A 17144-nucleotide genomic window follows, 5' to 3' on the forward strand; every position below is an offset into this window, starting at 1 on the left:
CCTCCTACGAATATCGCAAGTTGACTTGCGTTACCGCCACGCTAGGCCCCCGACCGAGATAACGCAAGAGCACTTGCGATAATGGGCACATGGCCGATGAGGCGAATCACACTCCGCAGTTGCGCGGCGCTCGACTGCGGCGCGCGGTCCTGGACGCGACACTCGCGCGTATCGAGGCCGTCGGCATCGACGAGGTGCGCGTGGCCGATATCGCCGCCGCCGCGGGCGTGCACGAGACCTCGATCTACCGGCGCTGGAAAACCCTGCCGAGGCTGCTGCTGGACGCGCTGCTCTCCCGGATGGAAACCCAGATCCCGATCCCGGACACCGGATCGGTGCGCACCGACCTGCTGGAATTCATGACGATGCTGGTGGGCTTCGCGCGCAGCCCCTCCGGTGCCGCCCTCATCCGCTCCACGAGCATCACCGACACCGACGCCGAGGCCGACGCGGTCCGGCGCGAATTCTGGGCGGTGCGGCTGGCGGCCTCACAGCAGATCGTGCGCCGCGGCATCGAGCGCGGGGAGATCGCCGCGACGGTGGATCCGCGGCTCGCCATGCTGACTCTCGGCGGGCTCGTGCACATCTACATCACCCAGCTCGACGGCACGATCCCCGACGACCTCCCCGAGACCGCGGTCGACCTGCTGATGGCCGGCCTCACACCGCGCTGACCAGGTCTGTACCCAATGCGCGCGAGAACACGCCGCGTATTTCGGAAACTCTCAGGTTCACCGACCATGATGTGCGCGTGCCCGCTGACGCCGGAACACCGCGTCCGGCTCTACCATCAGGGCAGCAGGCAACGCGAAAGCGAGCGAAAGGCGTGGTGAACGCACGGTGAGCAACAACCCGGGTCGGAAGAATCCGCTGGCGGCGGCCGAGCGCGCCGACCGCAACCGCAAGATCGCGATCCAGGTGGGTGTCGCGGCGGTGCTCGTCGGCCTCGTCGCCGCGATCGGCATCGGGATCGCCATGCGCGGCTCCGACTCCGAGGACCTCGGCCCGATCCCCAGCGTGATCGCGGGCGCCCCGGCGAATCCGGGCACGACCCCGGCCGCGGAAGCCCCGGATCCGGCGGCCTCCAACGGCGCCATCATCGTCGGCAATCCGGACGCGAAGGTGACCGTGCGCGTCGTCGCCGACCTGCAATGCCCGATCTGCAAGTTGTTCGAGGAAGCCAACGGGCAGGTGCTCGCCGATGGCGTCGCCGACGGCACCGTGAAGGTCGAATACAACATCGCGTCGTTCCTCGACCAGATGTCGACCACCGAGTTCTCCTCGCGCGGCGCGAACGCCGCCTACTGCGTTACCGATACCGGCGTCGACAAGTTCCAGGCCTGGTTGCAGGCCATGTTCGCGCAGCAGCCGCCCGAGGGTGGCAACGGCCTGTCGGATGAGCAGCTGATCGAGATCGCCAAGTCGGCCGGCTACACCGATCCGAAGGTCGCGCAGTGCATCAACGATCGCACCTACGACAAGTTCGTCCAGGCCAAGTCGAAGAAGCTGCTGGATGAGGGCATCAAGGGCACGCCGACCGTCTTCGTCAACGGTGAGCAGGTCCAGACCCGTGAGGCGCTGTTCCAGCCGGGTGGGCTGGCGCCGCTGATCGCGCAGGCCGCGGGGCAGTGATCGCGGCCGCCCCCAGATCCGCCTGGGTTCTGCTGATCGGTGGTCTGGCCGGCTGGATCGCCTCGTTCACCCTCACCGTCGAACGGTTCAAGCTGTTCGTCGACCCTGCCTACCAGCCCTCGTGCAGCCTCAACCCGATCCTGTCCTGCGGCTCGGTGATGACCACCGATCAGGCGGCGCTGTTCGGGTTCCCCAACCCGATCATCGGCGTCGCCGGATTCGCGGTGGTCGTCACGCTGGCCGTGCTCGCGGTGGCCGGGGTGGCCCTGCCGCGCTGGATCTGGGTGGGGCTGTGGCTCGGCACCATCGCGGGCACGGTGTTCATCTGCTGGCTGATCTTCCAGAGTCTGTACCGGATCGGCGCGCTGTGCCCGTACTGCATGGTGGTGTGGGCGATCATCACGCCGCTGCTCGCGGTCCTCACCCAAACGCTGTGGGGTGGCTCGCGCGGGCCGATGCGGGTGGTCGCGGAATGGCGGTGGACGATCGTCGCGCTGTTCTACGCGGTGGTGCTGCTGCTGATCTTCCTGCGCTTCCAGGACTATTGGCTGTCACTGGTCTGAGCGCGGGCTAGTTCGGCGTCCCCGGCGCGAGGACGACGCGGACGGTGCGTTGCCCGCCCGGCCCGCTGACGCCCAGTTCGACGATGTCGTGCGGTCTGTGCTTGTTGATCGCGGCGCGCAGGGCGCGAGCGCTGGTGACGATCTTGCCGTCGATCGAGGTGATGACCTCGCCGTCGGCCAGTCCGGCATTGTGCGCGGGCAATCCGTAGATGGCGACGTCGACCCGGGCGCCACTCGGCTTGGCGTCGGAGATCAACACCCCGAGGGTGGCGGTGGGGCCGACGTGCACGGTCTCGGTCGGCGTTCCGGAACGGATCTGGCGCACCACCCGCATAGCGGTGTCGATGGGCACCGCGTAACCCACGGGCGGACGTTGCGCCCGCACACCAGGCTCGTCGTCCTCCTGATCACCGGACGCCGCCGCGATCACTCCCACCACCGCGCCCGAGTGATCGGCCAGCGCGCCACCGGATTGGCCGGAACTCACCTCGGCGCTCACCTCGACCATCCCGGACAGTGCCTTACGGGACAGATCCGCGGAATTCAACGCCAGGATGGTGCTGTCCAGGTCGGAGATGCGCCCGGCCACCGCTGTGGGCTCCCCGGTGCCGCCCGCATTGCCGATGGCGAGCACCTCGTCACGCACTCGCAGACCCGACGAGCTGCCGAGCCTGGCCGTCGTCAGCCCGGTGGCGCCGACCAGTCCGAGCAGGGCGATATCGGTGCTCGAGTCATAGCCGAGCACCTGCGCGTCGTAGACCAGGCCGTCCGAGACCCGGGTGACCTTCACCGACTCGGCGCCCTTGACCACGTGATGACTGGTGAGCACCTGGCCGTCGGCGGTCAGCACGATTCCCGATCCGGCCGCGCCCACCCCGAACGGCTTGGTGGCGACGTTGATGTTCACCAGCACCGGCTCGATTCCGGCCGCCACGGCCACCGGATCCAGCGGCGGACGCGGCGCGACGACGGCGGGCGCGGCCGCGGGGATCCGTTCCAGCGACGGCCAGCCGGGCAGCTCACCGCGGTATCCGAGGAAGGCCGCGACGGCAAGGACCGTGGCGACGACGGCCGCACCCAACCGGCCGGCGCCACCCCGTCGACGGGGGTGGTCGTCCCGCAGGTCATCGCGCGAATCGTGCCGGTCGCCGTCCATGCGCCTCCCACTTCACCCGCAGCCGATCACCCATTGTCTCCCGAGCACTCGGCTGGAGGCTCGCGATTTCCTGTCGCAGGGCGGTGAGCTGGGCTTCTACGCCCGAATCAGTCTGATTTTCGGCGCCGGAGGCGGATCAATCGATGGTGCGGCCGTTCGGGTTTGGGCAGTGGTGGTGGCGCGTTCTCGGTGGGCACTTCCACGTCGTAGCGGCGGATATACGCGCCCGCGAACGCCTGCAAGGTGGCCGTCACCGGGATGGCGAGCAAGGCCCCGGTCGGCCCTAGTATCGCCGCGCCCGCGAGCACCGCGCCGAACGCGACCGCCGGATGCATGTCGAGAGTGGTGGCGGTGATCCTCGGTTGCAGCACATAGTTCTCGAACTGCTGGTAGAGGATGATGAATCCGAGCACCCACAGCCCGTCGGGTGGATTGTTCACCACCGCAACCACCACCGGCAGCGCACCGGCCAGATACGTGCCGACGGTCGGGATGAACTGCGAGACCACACCCACCCACAACGCCAGCGCGAACGCCGAGGGCACATCGAACACCCGCAGCATGATGTAGTGCGCCAGCGTCGACACCAGCGCGAGCAGGCCACGCGAGTAGATGTAGCCGCCGGTCTTCTCCACCGCGATATCCCAGGCGCGCAACACATGCCGCTGCTTCCTCGGCGGCAACAGCGAGCAGACCGCGTTGCGGAAGCGCGGACCGTCGGCGGCGAAATAGTAGGTGAACAACAGCACCCCGAGCGCCTGGAACAGCGCAGACACGGCAGTCGTGCCGATGCCCCACACATTGCCCGCCAGGCCCATCGCCGGGCCCTCCAGGCTGGAACTCCACTCGGTGGCGTACTTCTCGATGTCGTCGCCCGACATCTCGGTGTGGAAGGTCTTGTTGATCAGGTCGACGGCCTCGTCGGCATAGCGTGGCGCGTTCTCCACCAGCGTGGTGACCTGCTCCACCAGCAGCGAGCCGAGCGTCCACACGAATGCGACCACCACCAGCAGCAGCGTCAGGAACACCACGCCGGTGGCCGGGCCGCGCCGCCAGCCGTGCCGGGCCAGCCAGTTCACCGACGGTTCGATGGCGAAGGCGAGGAACAGCGACACCATCAGCACCGTCAGCAACCCCTGCAATTGCTGCAGTAGCCAGAACGCCGCGACGAAACCCGCCACCGTCGCCGCGGCGAGCAGGAACGCCCGCAACAGCCACGGTGGCGGATTCAGTTGGCCCGCGGAACCGGGCCGGTCTGCTGGTCTCTGATCGTCCTCGGCAGCCACCCCGTCAAGTTACCCAGGCGCGCGGGTGGCTACCGTTCGACGCCTCACATGGTCGCCACGTCGATGACGAACCGGTATCGCACGTCGCTGGCGACCACGCGGTCATACGCTCCGTCCAGTTCGTCGGCGGCGATCACCTCGATCTCGGCGCCGATGCCGTGCTCGGCGCAGAAGTTCAGCATCTCCTGGGTTTGCGCGATACCACCGATCATCGAACCCGACAGTGAGCGGCGGTAGCCGGCCAGCGTCATCGGGCGCACCGACAGCGGCTGCTCCGGCAGGCCGAGGATGACCAGGGTGCCGTCGAGGGCGAGCAGCTTCATGTACGAGTCGATCGGCAGGTCGGCCGAGACGGTGTTGATGATCAGGTCGAACTGCCCGCGCAGTTCACGGAAGGTCTGCTTGTCGCTGGTGGCGTAGTAGTGGTGGGCGCCGAAGCGCTTGCCGTCCTCCTGTTTGCTCAGCGAGTGGCTGAGCACGGTGACCTCCGCGCCGAGGGCCGCGGCGATCTTCACCCCGACGTGGCCGAGCCCGCCCATGCCGATGATGGCGACCTTCTTGCCCGGGCCGGCCTGCCAGTGCCGCAGCGGCGAGAACAGGGTGATGCCCGCGCACAGCAGCGGTGCGGCCACATCGAGCTCGATGCCGTCGGGGATGGACAGCACGAAGTTCTCGGTCACCACGACCTGGGTGGAGTAGCCGCCCATGGTGTAGCCGCCCGGTTGCACGGCGTCGGGGACGGGCGTGTTGTAGGTCATCGTGGACCCGCCGGTGCAGTACTGCTCCTCACCGGCCAGGCACGCCCGGCAGACGCCACAGGAATCGACCATGCAGCCGACGCCCACCCGGTCGCCGACCTTGTGCCTGGTCACCGCGGAGCCGACGGCCGCGACGATGCCCGCGATCTCGTGCCCGGGCACACACGGGTAATTCGCGCCGCCCCATTCGTTGCGGGCGGTGTGAATGTCGGAGTGGCAGATGCCCGCGTACTTGATGTCGATCAGCACATCGTGTGGCCCCAGCTCACGACGTTCGATGGCGACCTTCTCGAACGGCGCGTCCGGTCCGGCCATGGCGTAAGCGGTAGCAGTACTCATGCGTTCATGCCTACCGCCGCATGCGGGTGTTTGCCAACTGTCGGCTGGATCCGCCGGGTTACCAGCAGGCCGGCGGACGGGTGCACGATGCCGGTTACGGGCGTGCCGACGCTGCGGCTCGCCCGCGCTCGACTCAGCCCGCCGCGCGGGTGGCCCGGCGCGGGCGACGATGCCGGGCACCGGCACCGGTGGGCGCGGAGTCCTCGAACCGGCGCGGATTGTCGGCGTTGTGGCCGCGCGCGTTCGAGCCGTGCGGAGCGCCGGACCGATCGGAGCGGCCGGCCTGCTCGCCGCGACGGGCGGGCTGCCTGGTGCGGCCCTGGCCGTCGGCGTGGCGGGCCTCCGAGGCACCGGTACCGCGGCGCTCGCCCTGACGTTCGTTGCGATCACCCTGCGGGCCACCGCGGCGGCCGCCGACCCGGTGTTCGGTGGCAGCCCGGCCCGCGGCCGGGCGATTGCGCCGCGAACCGCCGCGACCGGCGGACTGCGCGGCCCCCGGCTCGGCGTTACGGCGGAAGCCGCGCGTACCACGGTCGTCCTGGCGCGGGCTCGCCGCGCGATGCTCGGGCGCGGCCACCGCGCCGATCAGGGCGGTCACGGCCGGCGAGGTCGCGCTGGCACGCTGCGGAGTGACGGTGAGACCGGCCTTGCGCAGCAGCACCGCGACATCCTTGCGCTGCTCGGGCAGCACCACGGTGACCACGTCACCGGAACCGCCCGCACGCGCGGTGCGCCCGGAACGGTGCAGGTAGGCCTTGTGTTCGGCCGGCGGGTCGACGTGCACGACCAGCTCGACGTCGTCGACGTGCACGCCGCGCGCCGCGATATCGGTGGCGACCAGGACCCGCGTCGTGCCGTCGGCAAAGGCGCTGAGATTGCGGTCGCGGGCCGCTTGGGAGAGGTTGCCGTGCAGGTCGGCGGCCGGAATGCCGGAGTCGGTGAGCTGCTTGGCGAGCCTGCGGGCATGATGCTTGGTCCGCATGAACAGGATCCGGCGGCCGGTGCCGGAGGCCAGCGCGCGCACCAGATCCTTCTTGGCGTCGGCGCCCGCCACCTCGAACACGTGGTGGGTCATGGTGGGCACCGGGCTCGCGGCGGTGTCGACCGAATGCGTCACCGGCTCCCGCAGGAACCGCTTGACCAGCCGGTCCACCTCGTTGTCGAGGGTGGCCGAGAACAGCAGGCGCTGGCCGCCGGCCGGGGTGGCGGTGAGGATGCGGGTGACGGCGGGCAGGAAGCCGAGGTCGGCCATGTGATCGGCCTCGTCGAGGATGCTGATCCGCACGGCGTCGAGCGAGACGACACCCTGGCGCATCAGGTCCTCGAGCCGGCCGGGGCAGGCGACGACGATATCGGCGCCCGCACGCAGGTCACGGGTCTGCCGGTTCACCGGCACGCCACCGAAGATGGTGACCACGCGCAACCCGCAGGGCCGGGCCAGCATCTCGACGGTGGCCGCGATCTGAGTGGCGAGCTCGCGGGTGGGTGCGAGGATCAGCCCGGCGGGATGACCGGGCCTGCTGGTCGCGCCGGCGAGCCGCTCGACCATGGGGATGCTGAAGGCGAGGGTCTTGCCGCTGCCGGTTTTACCGCGGGCGAGCACATCGCGCCCGGCCATGGTGTCGGGCAGGGTGGCGGCTTGGATCGGGAACGCGCCGGTGATGCCCGCGGCGTTCATCGCATCGATCAGTGCGGCGCGCACACCGAATTCGGTGAAGGGCGCGACGGGGGCAGCCGTGGACACGGCGGCAGAAGCTTTGTCGGACATGGAGATAACAGGTGCCTTTCCGGCATCGGAGCGAGACCGCAGCGTCGCGCAGGACTCGAATCCTCACCCGATGGTGGCAGCGCCGCGATGACCGGCGCGAAAGCTGAACATCCACGACGGAGTTGGGAACCTGCGCGAAAGATCAGCGCACGGAACCTCCGCAACCCTACCGCATCCGCACCGTCTCCGTTGGCGGCCGACGCCGCCCGGCCGGACCGCTCATCGACGCGGCCGCCAGATCACTGGTCACAGCCGTGATCTCGGCGGCCTCGCCCCGACTGGGAGCTACGTCACACCTGCCGCTGCGGCCTGTCGGCCATCATCTGTCGTCCGGGGCGCGCCTCGATCGGCTCGCCCCACTCACGTACGCACCTCGTCCGGTGATCGCCGACGCCGAAGCCAGTGGGCCGGGCACCGCGCCGGACGTCATCCCAGACCGGCTCGCACCGCGACGGTGATTCCGCGCAGCGTCGCCTCCAGGGCATCGCGCACCCTTCGCTGACGCGTGCGGCTGTAGCGCGCGGTATCGAATTCGACCTGCACGGTCATCCGGTCGCCGACGGTGAAGACGGTCAGCTTCGGCGATATGTCCGGCGCCATGGCGAAGATGTCATCGCGGACCAAGACGAGCCCGTTCGGCAGCGAATGCGCAGGCAAGCGACCGATATTGGAGATGGTGAAGCTCGGCGGGGTCGACAGCACGGCCGCCATGACCGGATCGTCTCCGACCCGCCGCGCGGCCAGCAGCACCATGGCCGCTTCCCGTCGTTCGAGGGCGTCACGGACACCGGCGTCGACCCGGCGGCTCAGCTCGACCGGACTGGCATCGTCGTCCACGAATACCGGCGTCCCGATGCCGGAGGCGAAGTTGACCAGCACGGTGTCGGGCAACGGTGGACTCACCCGGGAACGCATATCGGCCGCGTGCCCGCAGTTCAGCAGCAGCGGCCCCGGCGCATCGAACTGCTCGCGCACCGCGACCAGCGCGGCGCCGGTGAACAGACTGTTGACCGAAACACCGTGCGCGCGGGCGGCCGCGATGAGCGCGGCGGTCTCGTCCGGTGTCGATTCGATGCGCACCATAGCGAATCGGCCACCGGGGTCGGCATTTCCGTCGTACGGAAACGCGGCAGGCGCCGAGCCCGGCAGGGCGGCCGCGACCTGCGCCCGGACCTGCGCCACCCACTCCGACACGGCGGCCTCGCCCACCAGCTCGGCCATGCGATGGTCGAGCGCCTGCGGAATCCGCTGGTCGGTCGCCGCGCTCGGGATCGGCGCGCCCGTCACGTGCGCGGTATAGTGCCGCCACAGCTGATCCAGCAGCGCGAAAGCCGATCTGCCGTCGGCGATTCCGTGATGGATGCCGAGCACGAGCTGGACCCGGTCGCCGTCGCGCAGGAGCTGGGCCCGCAACAGCCCGCTCGACCAGTCCACCGGAACGTTGACCAGCCGGAAGTATTCGGCCTCGGCTCCGGCGCGCACCTCGAGCCGAGGCCGCCAATCGTCGTCGACCACGAAGTGCTGGACGCCTGCCGCGTCGAGGACCACCTGGCTGCGCAGCAGCGGATGCGCGGCGACGACCTCATCCAGCGCCAGCCGCAGTAGTTCCTCGTCCACTCGGCCGCGCACGGTGGAGCCGATATAGAGCGGCATGCCTGCGGTGCGGACGCTGCCGACGCGGGCGTCGGGGGTGAAGTAGGCGCTCTCGAAGGGCGATAGCGGACGGTGCTCGGTCATCGGACTCTCGTTTCCCTGCGTCGGTTCGGCCTGCACCGCCGAACATACAGGCGTTTCAAACATTTGTCACAGACGTATGTTTGAAACATCCGTCACGAACAGGCGTCAGCCGGCTTGCTATGGTGCCGAGGTGGGAACTCGCGAGGATCTACTCGACGCGGCCAAGGCGTGCCTGGCCGAACGTGGCTACGCGCGCACGACGGTGCGCGATATCGTCGCCGCATCCGGCACCAACCTGGCCGCCATCAACTACCACTTCGGCACCCGCGACGCGCTGCTGCATCAGGCGATGCGGGAATCCAGCGGTGCGGCGGTCCAGCAGATCCTCGACTCGCTGGCCGTCGACGAACCCAGCGACCCGGCAGGCAGGCTCGAGACCTTCCTGCGCCGGCTGATCGACTCGTTCGGCGCGAATCCCGGCCTCTGGTCGGCCAGCATGGAAGGACTGGCACAGGCCATGCACGCGCCCGAGCTGCGCGCCGAGATCGGCGCCGCACAGGACGAGGCGCGACGTGGACTGGCACAGTTCGGCGGCCCCGGCGGCGACGATGCCGTCGGCGCCGTCCTGCACACCCTGATCAGCGGCCTGCTGGTGCAGTGGGTGATCGACCCCGCTCACACGCCCGGCCCCGAGCAGCTCAGCGCAGGCCTGCGCGCCCTCACCGACCGGCTCTCCCCCACCGCCACGCCCGAATAGTCCACCGACGACAAGAGCCGCCTCCCCGCGAACGGGAAAGCGGCCCTTGTGGATTCGAGCTATTCGGCTGGCGCGCCGGCTTCGGCTTCCGCCGCGGCGGCCGCTTCCGCACGCCGCCGCACCCGGCGCGCCGCCGCGACCATGTTCCGCAGCGACGGCTCCAACTGCCAGTAGTGCCTGGTCTTCAATCCGCCGTCCGGGTTCGCCCACAGCCGCTGCGGCGTGACGGCTTCGGCTGCGGCGGTGAGCAATTCATCCAGCTCATCGATATCGGGGATGCGCGCCGAACGACTTTCGTACACACCGGGGCCGACGCCGTGGCTGAGGCCCTGGCCGGAGGCGCAATCCTCCTTGAGCGCGTTGAGCACCCATTCGATGGAACGGGTGGCCACGATCGCGGTGACGTCGGCGTCGAGCTGTTCGATCGCCTCCACCACCTCGGCGCGCCCGGAATAGCCGATGTGCGTGTGGATCTGGGTTTCCGGTTTGACGCCCGAGGTGGCCAGCCGGAACGCACCGACCGCCCAGCGCAGGTACTCCTTACGCCCCTCCGGTCGCGGCGGCAGCAGTTCCCGGATGGCGGGCTCGTCGACCTGGATGATCGAGATACCCGCCTTCTCCAGATCCACCACCTCATCGCGGATCGCCAGAGCCACCTGGTCGGCGGTCTCGTACAGCGGCTGGTCCTGACGCACGAACGAGCGCGCGATCATGGTGACCGGGCCGGTGACCATGCCTTTGACCGGTTTGTCGGTCAGCGACTGCGCGTAGCTGATCCACTCCACCGACATCGGCTTCGGGCGGGAGACGTCGCCGTAGATGATCGGCGGCCGCACACACCGCGAGCCGTAGACCTGCACCCAGCCGAAATGCGTGGTGGCGAAGCCGTCGAGCAGTTCGGCGAAGTACTGGATCATGTCGTTGCGCTCGTGCTCACCGTGCACGAGCACATCGAGGCCGATATCTTCCTGCAACCGGATGGTCGCCTCGATCTCGGCTTCGATCCGCTTGCGGTATTCGTCGTAGGACAGCCGGCCTTCGCCCAGGTCGTAGCGGGCCTGGCGGATCTTGGCGGTCTGCGGGAAGGATCCGAGCGTGGTCGCGGGCACCAGCGGCAGGTTCAGCTTCGCCTGCTGGGCGGCGCGGCGCTCGGCATACGGCTCACGTTCGCGCATCTCCGGGGTGATCGCGTAGACCCGCTGGCGCACGGCGTGCTTCTGTTTGAAGTGCACCTCGGTCGGGCGCTTGCGCCATTTGTCCGACGGGCCCTCGGTGAGCGCCTTGGCCAGCGAAACGACTTCGCCCACCTTCTGTTTCGCGAAGGCGAGCCGATCGGCGACATTGCCCTCGATGTCGTATTCGGCGAGCACGTCGTAGGGCACGTGCAGCAGGGTGGTTCCGGTGGAGACCACCAGGTCGGGGCAGACCTTGGCCAGCTCGTTGAGGTATTCCAGGGTGACGTAACGATCCGCGCGCCAGACGTTCTGGCCGCTGATCACGCCCGCGTAGAGGCGCTTGCGGCGGATGCCGGGAATCTTGGCCAGATCCTCCGGACGCATCCGGTAAGAAGCCAGATCCAGTCCGATGGCCTCGACATTGGTGCGCGCCAGAATGGTCAGCGCCTCACCGAAATCGCCGTACTGACCGGTGACCAGGATGCGCGGACGCAGCGGCGCCTTGGTCAGCCGCTCATAGGCCCGCTCGAAGGCGGCCAGCTCGGCCTCGGACCGTTCGCTGGTGAAGCACGGCTCGTCCAGCTGCACGCAGGTGGAGCCGCGCTTGGCCAGGATCTCGAACAGCTGCTCGTACACCGGCAGCAGCTTGTCCAGCAGCGACAGGGTATCGAAACCGCCGGACTCGCCGGGGATGTGCCCGGCCTTCGACAGCAGCAGCAGCGACAACGGGCCGAGCACCACCGGCCGCAGCTCGATGCCGCGGGCCATGGCGCGATCCCATTCGTCCAGCAGCGCCTCGGGGTGCAGGGAGAACTCGGTGGTCTCGTCCAGCTCGGGCTGACGGTAGTGATAGTTGGTGCCGAAGAACCGCACCAGTTCCAGCGGCGGCAGATCCGGGCGGCCACGCGCCATCAGGAAGTAGAAGTCGAGCGGATCCATCCCCTCCTGCAAGTCCCGGAACCGGGCGGGCACTGCACCGAACAGCAGCGCGTTGTCGAGGATGTGGTCGTAGAAGGAGAAGGTATTGCCCGGCACCTGGGTCAACCCGGTGGCGGCCAGCTCGTCGAACTGGCGCTCCTGGATATCGCGCCCGACCTCGAGCAGCTCATCGCGGGTGATGCCGCCGTGCCAGTACGCCTCGAGCGCGCGCTTGAGTTCCCGGTGCGGCCCGATCCGCGGATATCCGAGGACGCTCGACCCGAAACCATCGGTGACGTTGACCATGACGGGGACACTCCCTTTCGATCACCTGCGCGACATCCACCAGCGGAGATGGGTGCCGCAGAACGCTGCGCTCGGCGCCGACCGATCCAACGGCCGACTGTTGAGCAGCTTATGCCCGGCAGCGGCGGCAGCTACCGGATACCCGGCGAAGTACGTCTATCGGGCCACTACGCTCGCCGCCGGTGGCGTCATGCCAGGCGATCCGACGAACCCGACCCAACGAGACAACTGATCTCGTGCGGGCCGGGTAACTCGCCGGGTACGCCCAAAATTGGTTCGGCACCCAACCGCCGGCACGGATGCCCAAACCCCATCGGCACACCGCCGCCCGAAGAAATCCCGGGGAGGCGGAACAGCACCCACCGCCGGCACGGGTGCCCAACCCCCAACGGCACTCCGCCGCCCGCAAAATACGCGGAGAGGCGGAACTGCGAGGCGGAACTGCCAGCTACTTGCTGTTGTATTGGTAGAACCCCGCGCCGGTCTTCTTGCCGAGCAGTCCGGCCTCCACCATGCGCATCAGCAGCGGCGGCGCCGAGTACAGCGGCTCCTTGAATTCGGCGTACATCGAGTCGGCGATGGACTTGACGGTGTCGAGGCCGACGAGGTCGGTCAGCGCCAGCGGGCCCATCGGGTGGGCGCAGCCGAGCACCATGGCCTTGTCGACGTCTTCCTTGGTGGCGAAGCCGGACTCGACCATGCGGATGGCCGAGAGCAGGTACGGCACCAGCAGCGCGTTGACCACGAAACCGGAGCGGTCGGCCGAACGCACGACCTGCTTGCCCAGCACCTCACCGGCGAAGGCCTCGGCGCGCGCGGACACCGAATCGCTGGTCTTCAGCGTGGTGACCAGCTCGACCAGCGGCAGCACCGGCACCGGGTTGAAGAAGTGCATGCCGACGACCCGCTCGGGGTTGTTGGTGGCGACGGCGATCTTCATGATCGGGATGGAGGAGGTGTTGGAGGCCAGCACCGCGGCGGGATCGGTGACAACCTTGTCCAGCTCGGAGAAGATGGCGGTCTTGACCTTCTCGTCCTCGAGCACGGCCTCGACGACCAGCTGGCGATCGGCGAAATCGCCCAGGTCGGAGGTGAAACGCAGGCGCCAGGCGGCCTGCTCGCGCTCGCGTTCGGTGATCTTGCCGCTGCTCACGCCGCGATCCAGCGAGCGCAGGATGCGCGCGCGACCGGCGGCGGCCAGCTCCCGGGTCTGCTCGTAGACCAGCACGTCGACGTGCGCGCGTGCACACACCTCCGCGATTCCGGCACCCATCTGTCCGGCGCCGATGACACCGACACGTTGAATCTTTTCGCTGCTCACGTCCAGCTCCTGGGGTAGGTCTTGGCTGTCGGGGTTGTCGGCGCCCGGTGGTGACCGGCACCTTCAGTTGATCAAGTTATAGGGATGCCCTCCCGCCCGGGGCTGTTCGGGCGGGAGGGCGGTACACCCCTACCGGGGTAGAGGACTCGCTATGGAGTTGGCCTCACGGCGCCACCCGGGGTGACGCCGTCAGACGCCGATCAGTGGAACTGACCCTCTTCGGTGGAGCCCTTCAGGGCGGCCGTCGAGGTGTTGGGGTCGACGGTGGTGGCGATGCTGTCGAAGTAGCCGGCACCGACCTCACGCTGGTGCTTGATGGCGGTGAAGCCACGCTCGGCGGCAGCCTTGAACTCGCGCTCCTGCAGGTCGACGAAGGCGGTCATGCCCTCGCGAGCGTAGCCGTGGGCCAGGTCGAACATGCCGTAGTTGAGCGAGTGGAAGCCGGCCAGGGTGATGAACTGGAACTTGAAGCCCATCGCGCCGAGCTCCTTCTGGAACTTCGCGATGGTCGCGTCGTCCAGGTGCGCCTTCCAGTTGAAGGACGGGGAGCAGTTGTAGGCCAGCAGCTGGTCCGGGAACTCCGCCTTGACGGCCTCGGCGAACTTCTTCGCGACCTCGAGGTCCGGCACGCCGGTCTCCATCCAGATCAGGTCGGAGTACGGGGCGTAGGCCTTGGCACGCGCGATGCAGGGCTCGATGCCGTTCTTCACACCGAAGAAGCCCTCGGAGGTGCGGGTGCCGTCCAGGAACTCACGGTCGCGCTCGTCGACGTCGGAGGTGATCAGGGTGGCCGCCTCGGCGTCGGTGCGGGCGATGATCACGGTGGGCACGCCGGCGACGTCGGCGGCCAGGCGGGCCGAGGTCAGGGTGCGGATGTGCTGCTGGGTCGGGATCAGCACCTTGCCACCGAGGTGGCCGCACTTCTTCTCCGAGGCGAGCTGGTCTTCCCAGTGCGAACCGGCGACGCCGGCCGCGATCATGGCCTTCTGCAGCTCGTAGACGTTGAGCGCGCCACCGAAACCGGCCTCACCGTCGGCGACGATCGGGGCCAGCCAGTTCTCGACCGAGGTGTCGCCCTCGACCTTGGCGATCTCGTCGGCGCGCAGCAGCGCGTTGTTGATGCGGCGCACGACCTGGGGCACCGAGTTGGCCGGGTACAGCGACTGGTCCGGGTAGGTGTGGCCGGACAGGTTCGCGTCACCGGCGACCTGCCAACCGGACAGGTAGATGGCCTTCAGGCCGGCGCGGACCTGCTGCACGGCCTGGTTACCGGTGAGGGCGCCGAGCGAGTTGATGTAGTCCTCGTTGTTGACGAGATCCCAGAGGATCTCCGAGCCGCGGCGAGCGAGCGTGTGCTCCTCGACGACGGTGCCCTGCAGCTTGACGACCTGCTCGGCCGTGTAGTTGCGGGTGATGCCCTTCCAGCGGGGGTTGGTGTCCCAATCCTGCTGGATTTCGGCAGCGGTCTTCGGGGTGCCGACAGTCGACATCTGTGACTCCACTTCCTCGTTCGGTCGGTGCCGCACCGTTCGTGCTCCGCTGAGGGAGGTTTCGCTCGAACTGCTGGAGCGGCAATTTGCAGGCTTGCTAGGCCCAAGGGGTGTACTTCCACACGATGGCACATCCAGAAATAGCCGTCTACCTGTTGGTACTGTGAATCTCAGCTAGGTTTCACCCGCCGTTTGCTAACTCTGCGAAATTTGCGGGCTAATTGCAAGCGTGAAATCTACTCGCGGGTAGCGCTGACATGCGGTTTTAGCGTAACGCTCGTACTGTTTGGGATCAGAGGGTGGTGCGGCACCCCGCGCGGCCGACGCGCCGGGTTGTGAGCACACTCACAGAGCTCGCGGCCGAGCCATTGTGCGACCCGTCACGCGCGGACACGCGAAGCCGCCCGGACCGGTTACCGAGCGACCACTCGTCCCACTCGCCGGAATCATCCGGCCGCATCCGCGACACGACGGCACGGCACGCCGAACCACACCCGAACCGGAACCTGCGCCGATGACCGCGGGCGATCGGCGACGCCGAGCGACCGAACCGGCCCAATCGCTACCTGCACCGACGCGGGCCGGGCAGGATTGCGAGCGACCGATCGGGCAGACTCGACACCAGTCGTCTCCCGGACGAGCGTCCAGTTACATCGACGGCTCACGCGACGAGTCGCAGTGCGGCAGGCACAGTCGCAGTGCGTCAGACAGGAGCACCATGCGGACCACCAGCATCACCGCCGCCATCGTGACCAGCTGCGCCGCCGCGGCACTGTTGCTGCCCAGCGCGCACGCGGCGCCCGCCGAGACCGGGGTGGTCGATTCGATCCAGCCGCTCGCGCCGGCGGCGACCCTGCCCGGCTCGGTGAACTCGGTCCGCATCACCTACTCGTCCACCGGCGCGGGCGATATCCCCACGCAGACCAGCGCCGCGGTCTACTTCCCGCCGGGGCAGGCACCCGAGGGCGGCTGGCCGGTGATCGCGTGGGCGCACGGCACCGTCGGCCTCGGTGACGACTGCGCCTACAGCATCGCCGGGCCCGGTGCGGTGGAACGGGACTGGGCCTATCTGGGTACCTGGCTGGATCAGGGCTACGCCATCGTCGCCGCCGACTACGCAGGTCTGGGCGGGCCCGGTGAGCATCCGTATCTGAACGGCGTGGTCGAGGCCCACAATGTGGTCGACGCGGTGAAGGCGGCGACGCGCCGATTCGACACGCTGTCGAACAAGTGGGTGGTGGTCGGGCAGTCACAGGGCGGCGGCGCCGCGGTGTTCACCGCGCGCTACGCCACCGAGTTCGGTGGCGGGGAACTGGATTATCGCGGCGCGGTCGGCACCGGCGTGCCCGCCTACATCGAGGACATCCTGCTGCCCCTCGGCCCGGGCATGCCGCCGATCGAGCTGAGCTCGCACACCACCGCGTACGTGCTCTACATCCTCAACGGCCTGCGCACGACCTATCCCGAGCTCGACATCGAGTCCTTCCTGACCGATGCCGGTCGCGCCTGGCTCGCGCGCGCCCGGCAGGCCTGCATCGTGGCCTTCGGCGACGAACTGAGCGCGAACAATGTCGTCGTCGGTGATCTGTTCGCCCGCCCGCTCAACCAGATTCCGAACCTGCACGGCCTGCTGCGCGGCTACATGGGCCTGCCCGAATCCGGCTACGACAAGCCGCTGTTCCTCGGCCAGGGCCTGCGCGACACCGACGTCATCACCCCGCAGACGCTGCACTTCGCCGCGACCCTTGCCGCCGCGGGCGAGCCGGTCACCCTGCACACCTATCCGACCGGCCACGACGGCGCCGTCAACGATTCGCTGCCCGACTCGCTGCCGTTCGTGCGCGACCTGTTCGCCTGACGCGGCGCGGAACCCGGCCGGATCCACGGCCCGGCTAACTCCGCGCAGCATTCATCCTCCGGTCACCACGACGTCATTCGGCTGGGTAACGATCGCCGGAATTCTCGCCGCGGCGAGAAGGCGTGTCGAGCAGGAAGGGG

The 17144-nt window shown here is 68.6% G+C and carries 13 protein-coding genes; 5 read left to right on the plus strand and 8 right to left on the minus strand.

The genetic code is table 11. The annotated features are described in order from the left end of the window. Positions 1-89 precede the first annotated feature (89 nt). The 3 genes from GV790_RS03310 to GV790_RS03320 all read left to right on the plus strand — a co-directional run bounded on the left by GV790_RS03310 (position 90) and on the right by GV790_RS03320 (position 2195). The gene (locus tag GV790_RS03310) at positions 90-674 is read left to right on the plus strand and encodes a TetR/AcrR family transcriptional regulator (protein ID WP_163810300.1); all 585 of its coding nucleotides are present in this window, start codon (positions 90-92) and stop codon (positions 672-674) included. A 166-nt stretch (positions 675-840) separates the two neighbouring features. Continuing rightward, complete coding sequence (locus GV790_RS03315) at positions 841-1632, plus strand: DsbA family protein (RefSeq protein ID WP_163810302.1); 792 nt, start codon at positions 841-843, stop codon at positions 1630-1632. Next, on the plus strand, positions 1629-2195 hold the full coding sequence (locus GV790_RS03320; protein WP_163810304.1) for a vitamin K epoxide reductase family protein: 567 nt from the start codon (positions 1629-1631) through the stop codon (positions 2193-2195). The genes GV790_RS03315 and GV790_RS03320 overlap by 4 nt, the downstream gene beginning before the upstream one ends. A 7-nt stretch (positions 2196-2202) precedes the next feature. On the opposite strand, the gene GV790_RS03325 is transcribed toward GV790_RS03320, so the two are convergent. From GV790_RS03325 to GV790_RS03345, 5 genes are all read right to left on the minus strand, one after another. Further along, a complete protein-coding gene (locus tag GV790_RS03325; protein ID WP_163810307.1) occupies positions 2203-3351 on the minus strand; it encodes a S1C family serine protease in 1149 nt (382 codons plus the stop codon). 107 nt (positions 3352-3458) lie between these two features. Further along, a complete protein-coding gene (locus GV790_RS03330) occupies positions 3459-4637 on the minus strand; it encodes an AI-2E family transporter (RefSeq protein ID WP_163810309.1) in 1179 nt (392 codons plus the stop codon). 44 nt (positions 4638-4681) lie between these two features. After that, positions 4682-5734, minus strand: coding sequence for an NAD(P)-dependent alcohol dehydrogenase (locus tag GV790_RS03335; protein ID WP_163810311.1), 1053 nt, complete (start codon positions 5732-5734; stop codon positions 4682-4684). Between the two features lie 133 nt (positions 5735-5867). Next, complete coding sequence (locus tag GV790_RS03340) at positions 5868-7502, minus strand: DEAD/DEAH box helicase (protein WP_163810313.1); 1635 nt, start codon at positions 7500-7502, stop codon at positions 5868-5870. A gap of 426 nt (positions 7503-7928) precedes the next feature. Beyond that, a complete protein-coding gene (locus tag GV790_RS03345; RefSeq protein WP_163810315.1) occupies positions 7929-9239 on the minus strand; it encodes a phthiocerol/phthiodiolone dimycocerosyl transferase family protein in 1311 nt (436 codons plus the stop codon). A gap of 130 nt (positions 9240-9369) precedes the next feature. Here GV790_RS03345 and GV790_RS03350 point away from each other — a divergent pair, with 130 nt between their 5' ends. Beyond that, entirely contained in the window at positions 9370-9936 is a 567-nt protein-coding gene (locus GV790_RS03350) for a TetR/AcrR family transcriptional regulator (RefSeq protein ID WP_175585791.1), read from the plus strand. A gap of 59 nt (positions 9937-9995) precedes the next feature. On the opposite strand, the gene metE is transcribed toward GV790_RS03350, so the two are convergent. From metE to aceA, 3 genes are all read right to left on the minus strand, one after another. Then, a complete protein-coding gene (metE, locus tag GV790_RS03355; protein WP_163810319.1) occupies positions 9996-12335 on the minus strand; it encodes a 5-methyltetrahydropteroyltriglutamate--homocysteine S-methyltransferase in 2340 nt (779 codons plus the stop codon). Between the two features lie 448 nt (positions 12336-12783). Then, entirely contained in the window at positions 12784-13656 is an 873-nt protein-coding gene (locus GV790_RS03360; protein WP_163810321.1) for a 3-hydroxybutyryl-CoA dehydrogenase, read from the minus strand. A 200-nt stretch (positions 13657-13856) separates the two neighbouring features. Further along, positions 13857-15146 carry an isocitrate lyase gene (aceA, locus tag GV790_RS03365; RefSeq protein WP_163810323.1) on the minus strand — a complete coding sequence of 430 codons (1290 nt, stop codon included), beginning with the start codon at positions 15144-15146 and terminating at the stop codon, positions 13857-13859. Between the two features lie 718 nt (positions 15147-15864). Here aceA and GV790_RS03370 point away from each other — a divergent pair. After that, positions 15865-17004, plus strand: coding sequence for an alpha/beta hydrolase family protein (locus GV790_RS03370; protein WP_163810325.1), 1140 nt, complete (start codon positions 15865-15867; stop codon positions 17002-17004). The last annotated feature ends 140 nt before the right edge of the window (positions 17005-17144 follow it).

Source organism: Nocardia cyriacigeorgica (assembly GCF_010858045.1).
Lineage (GTDB): Bacteria > Actinomycetota > Actinomycetes > Mycobacteriales > Mycobacteriaceae > Nocardia > Nocardia cyriacigeorgica_E.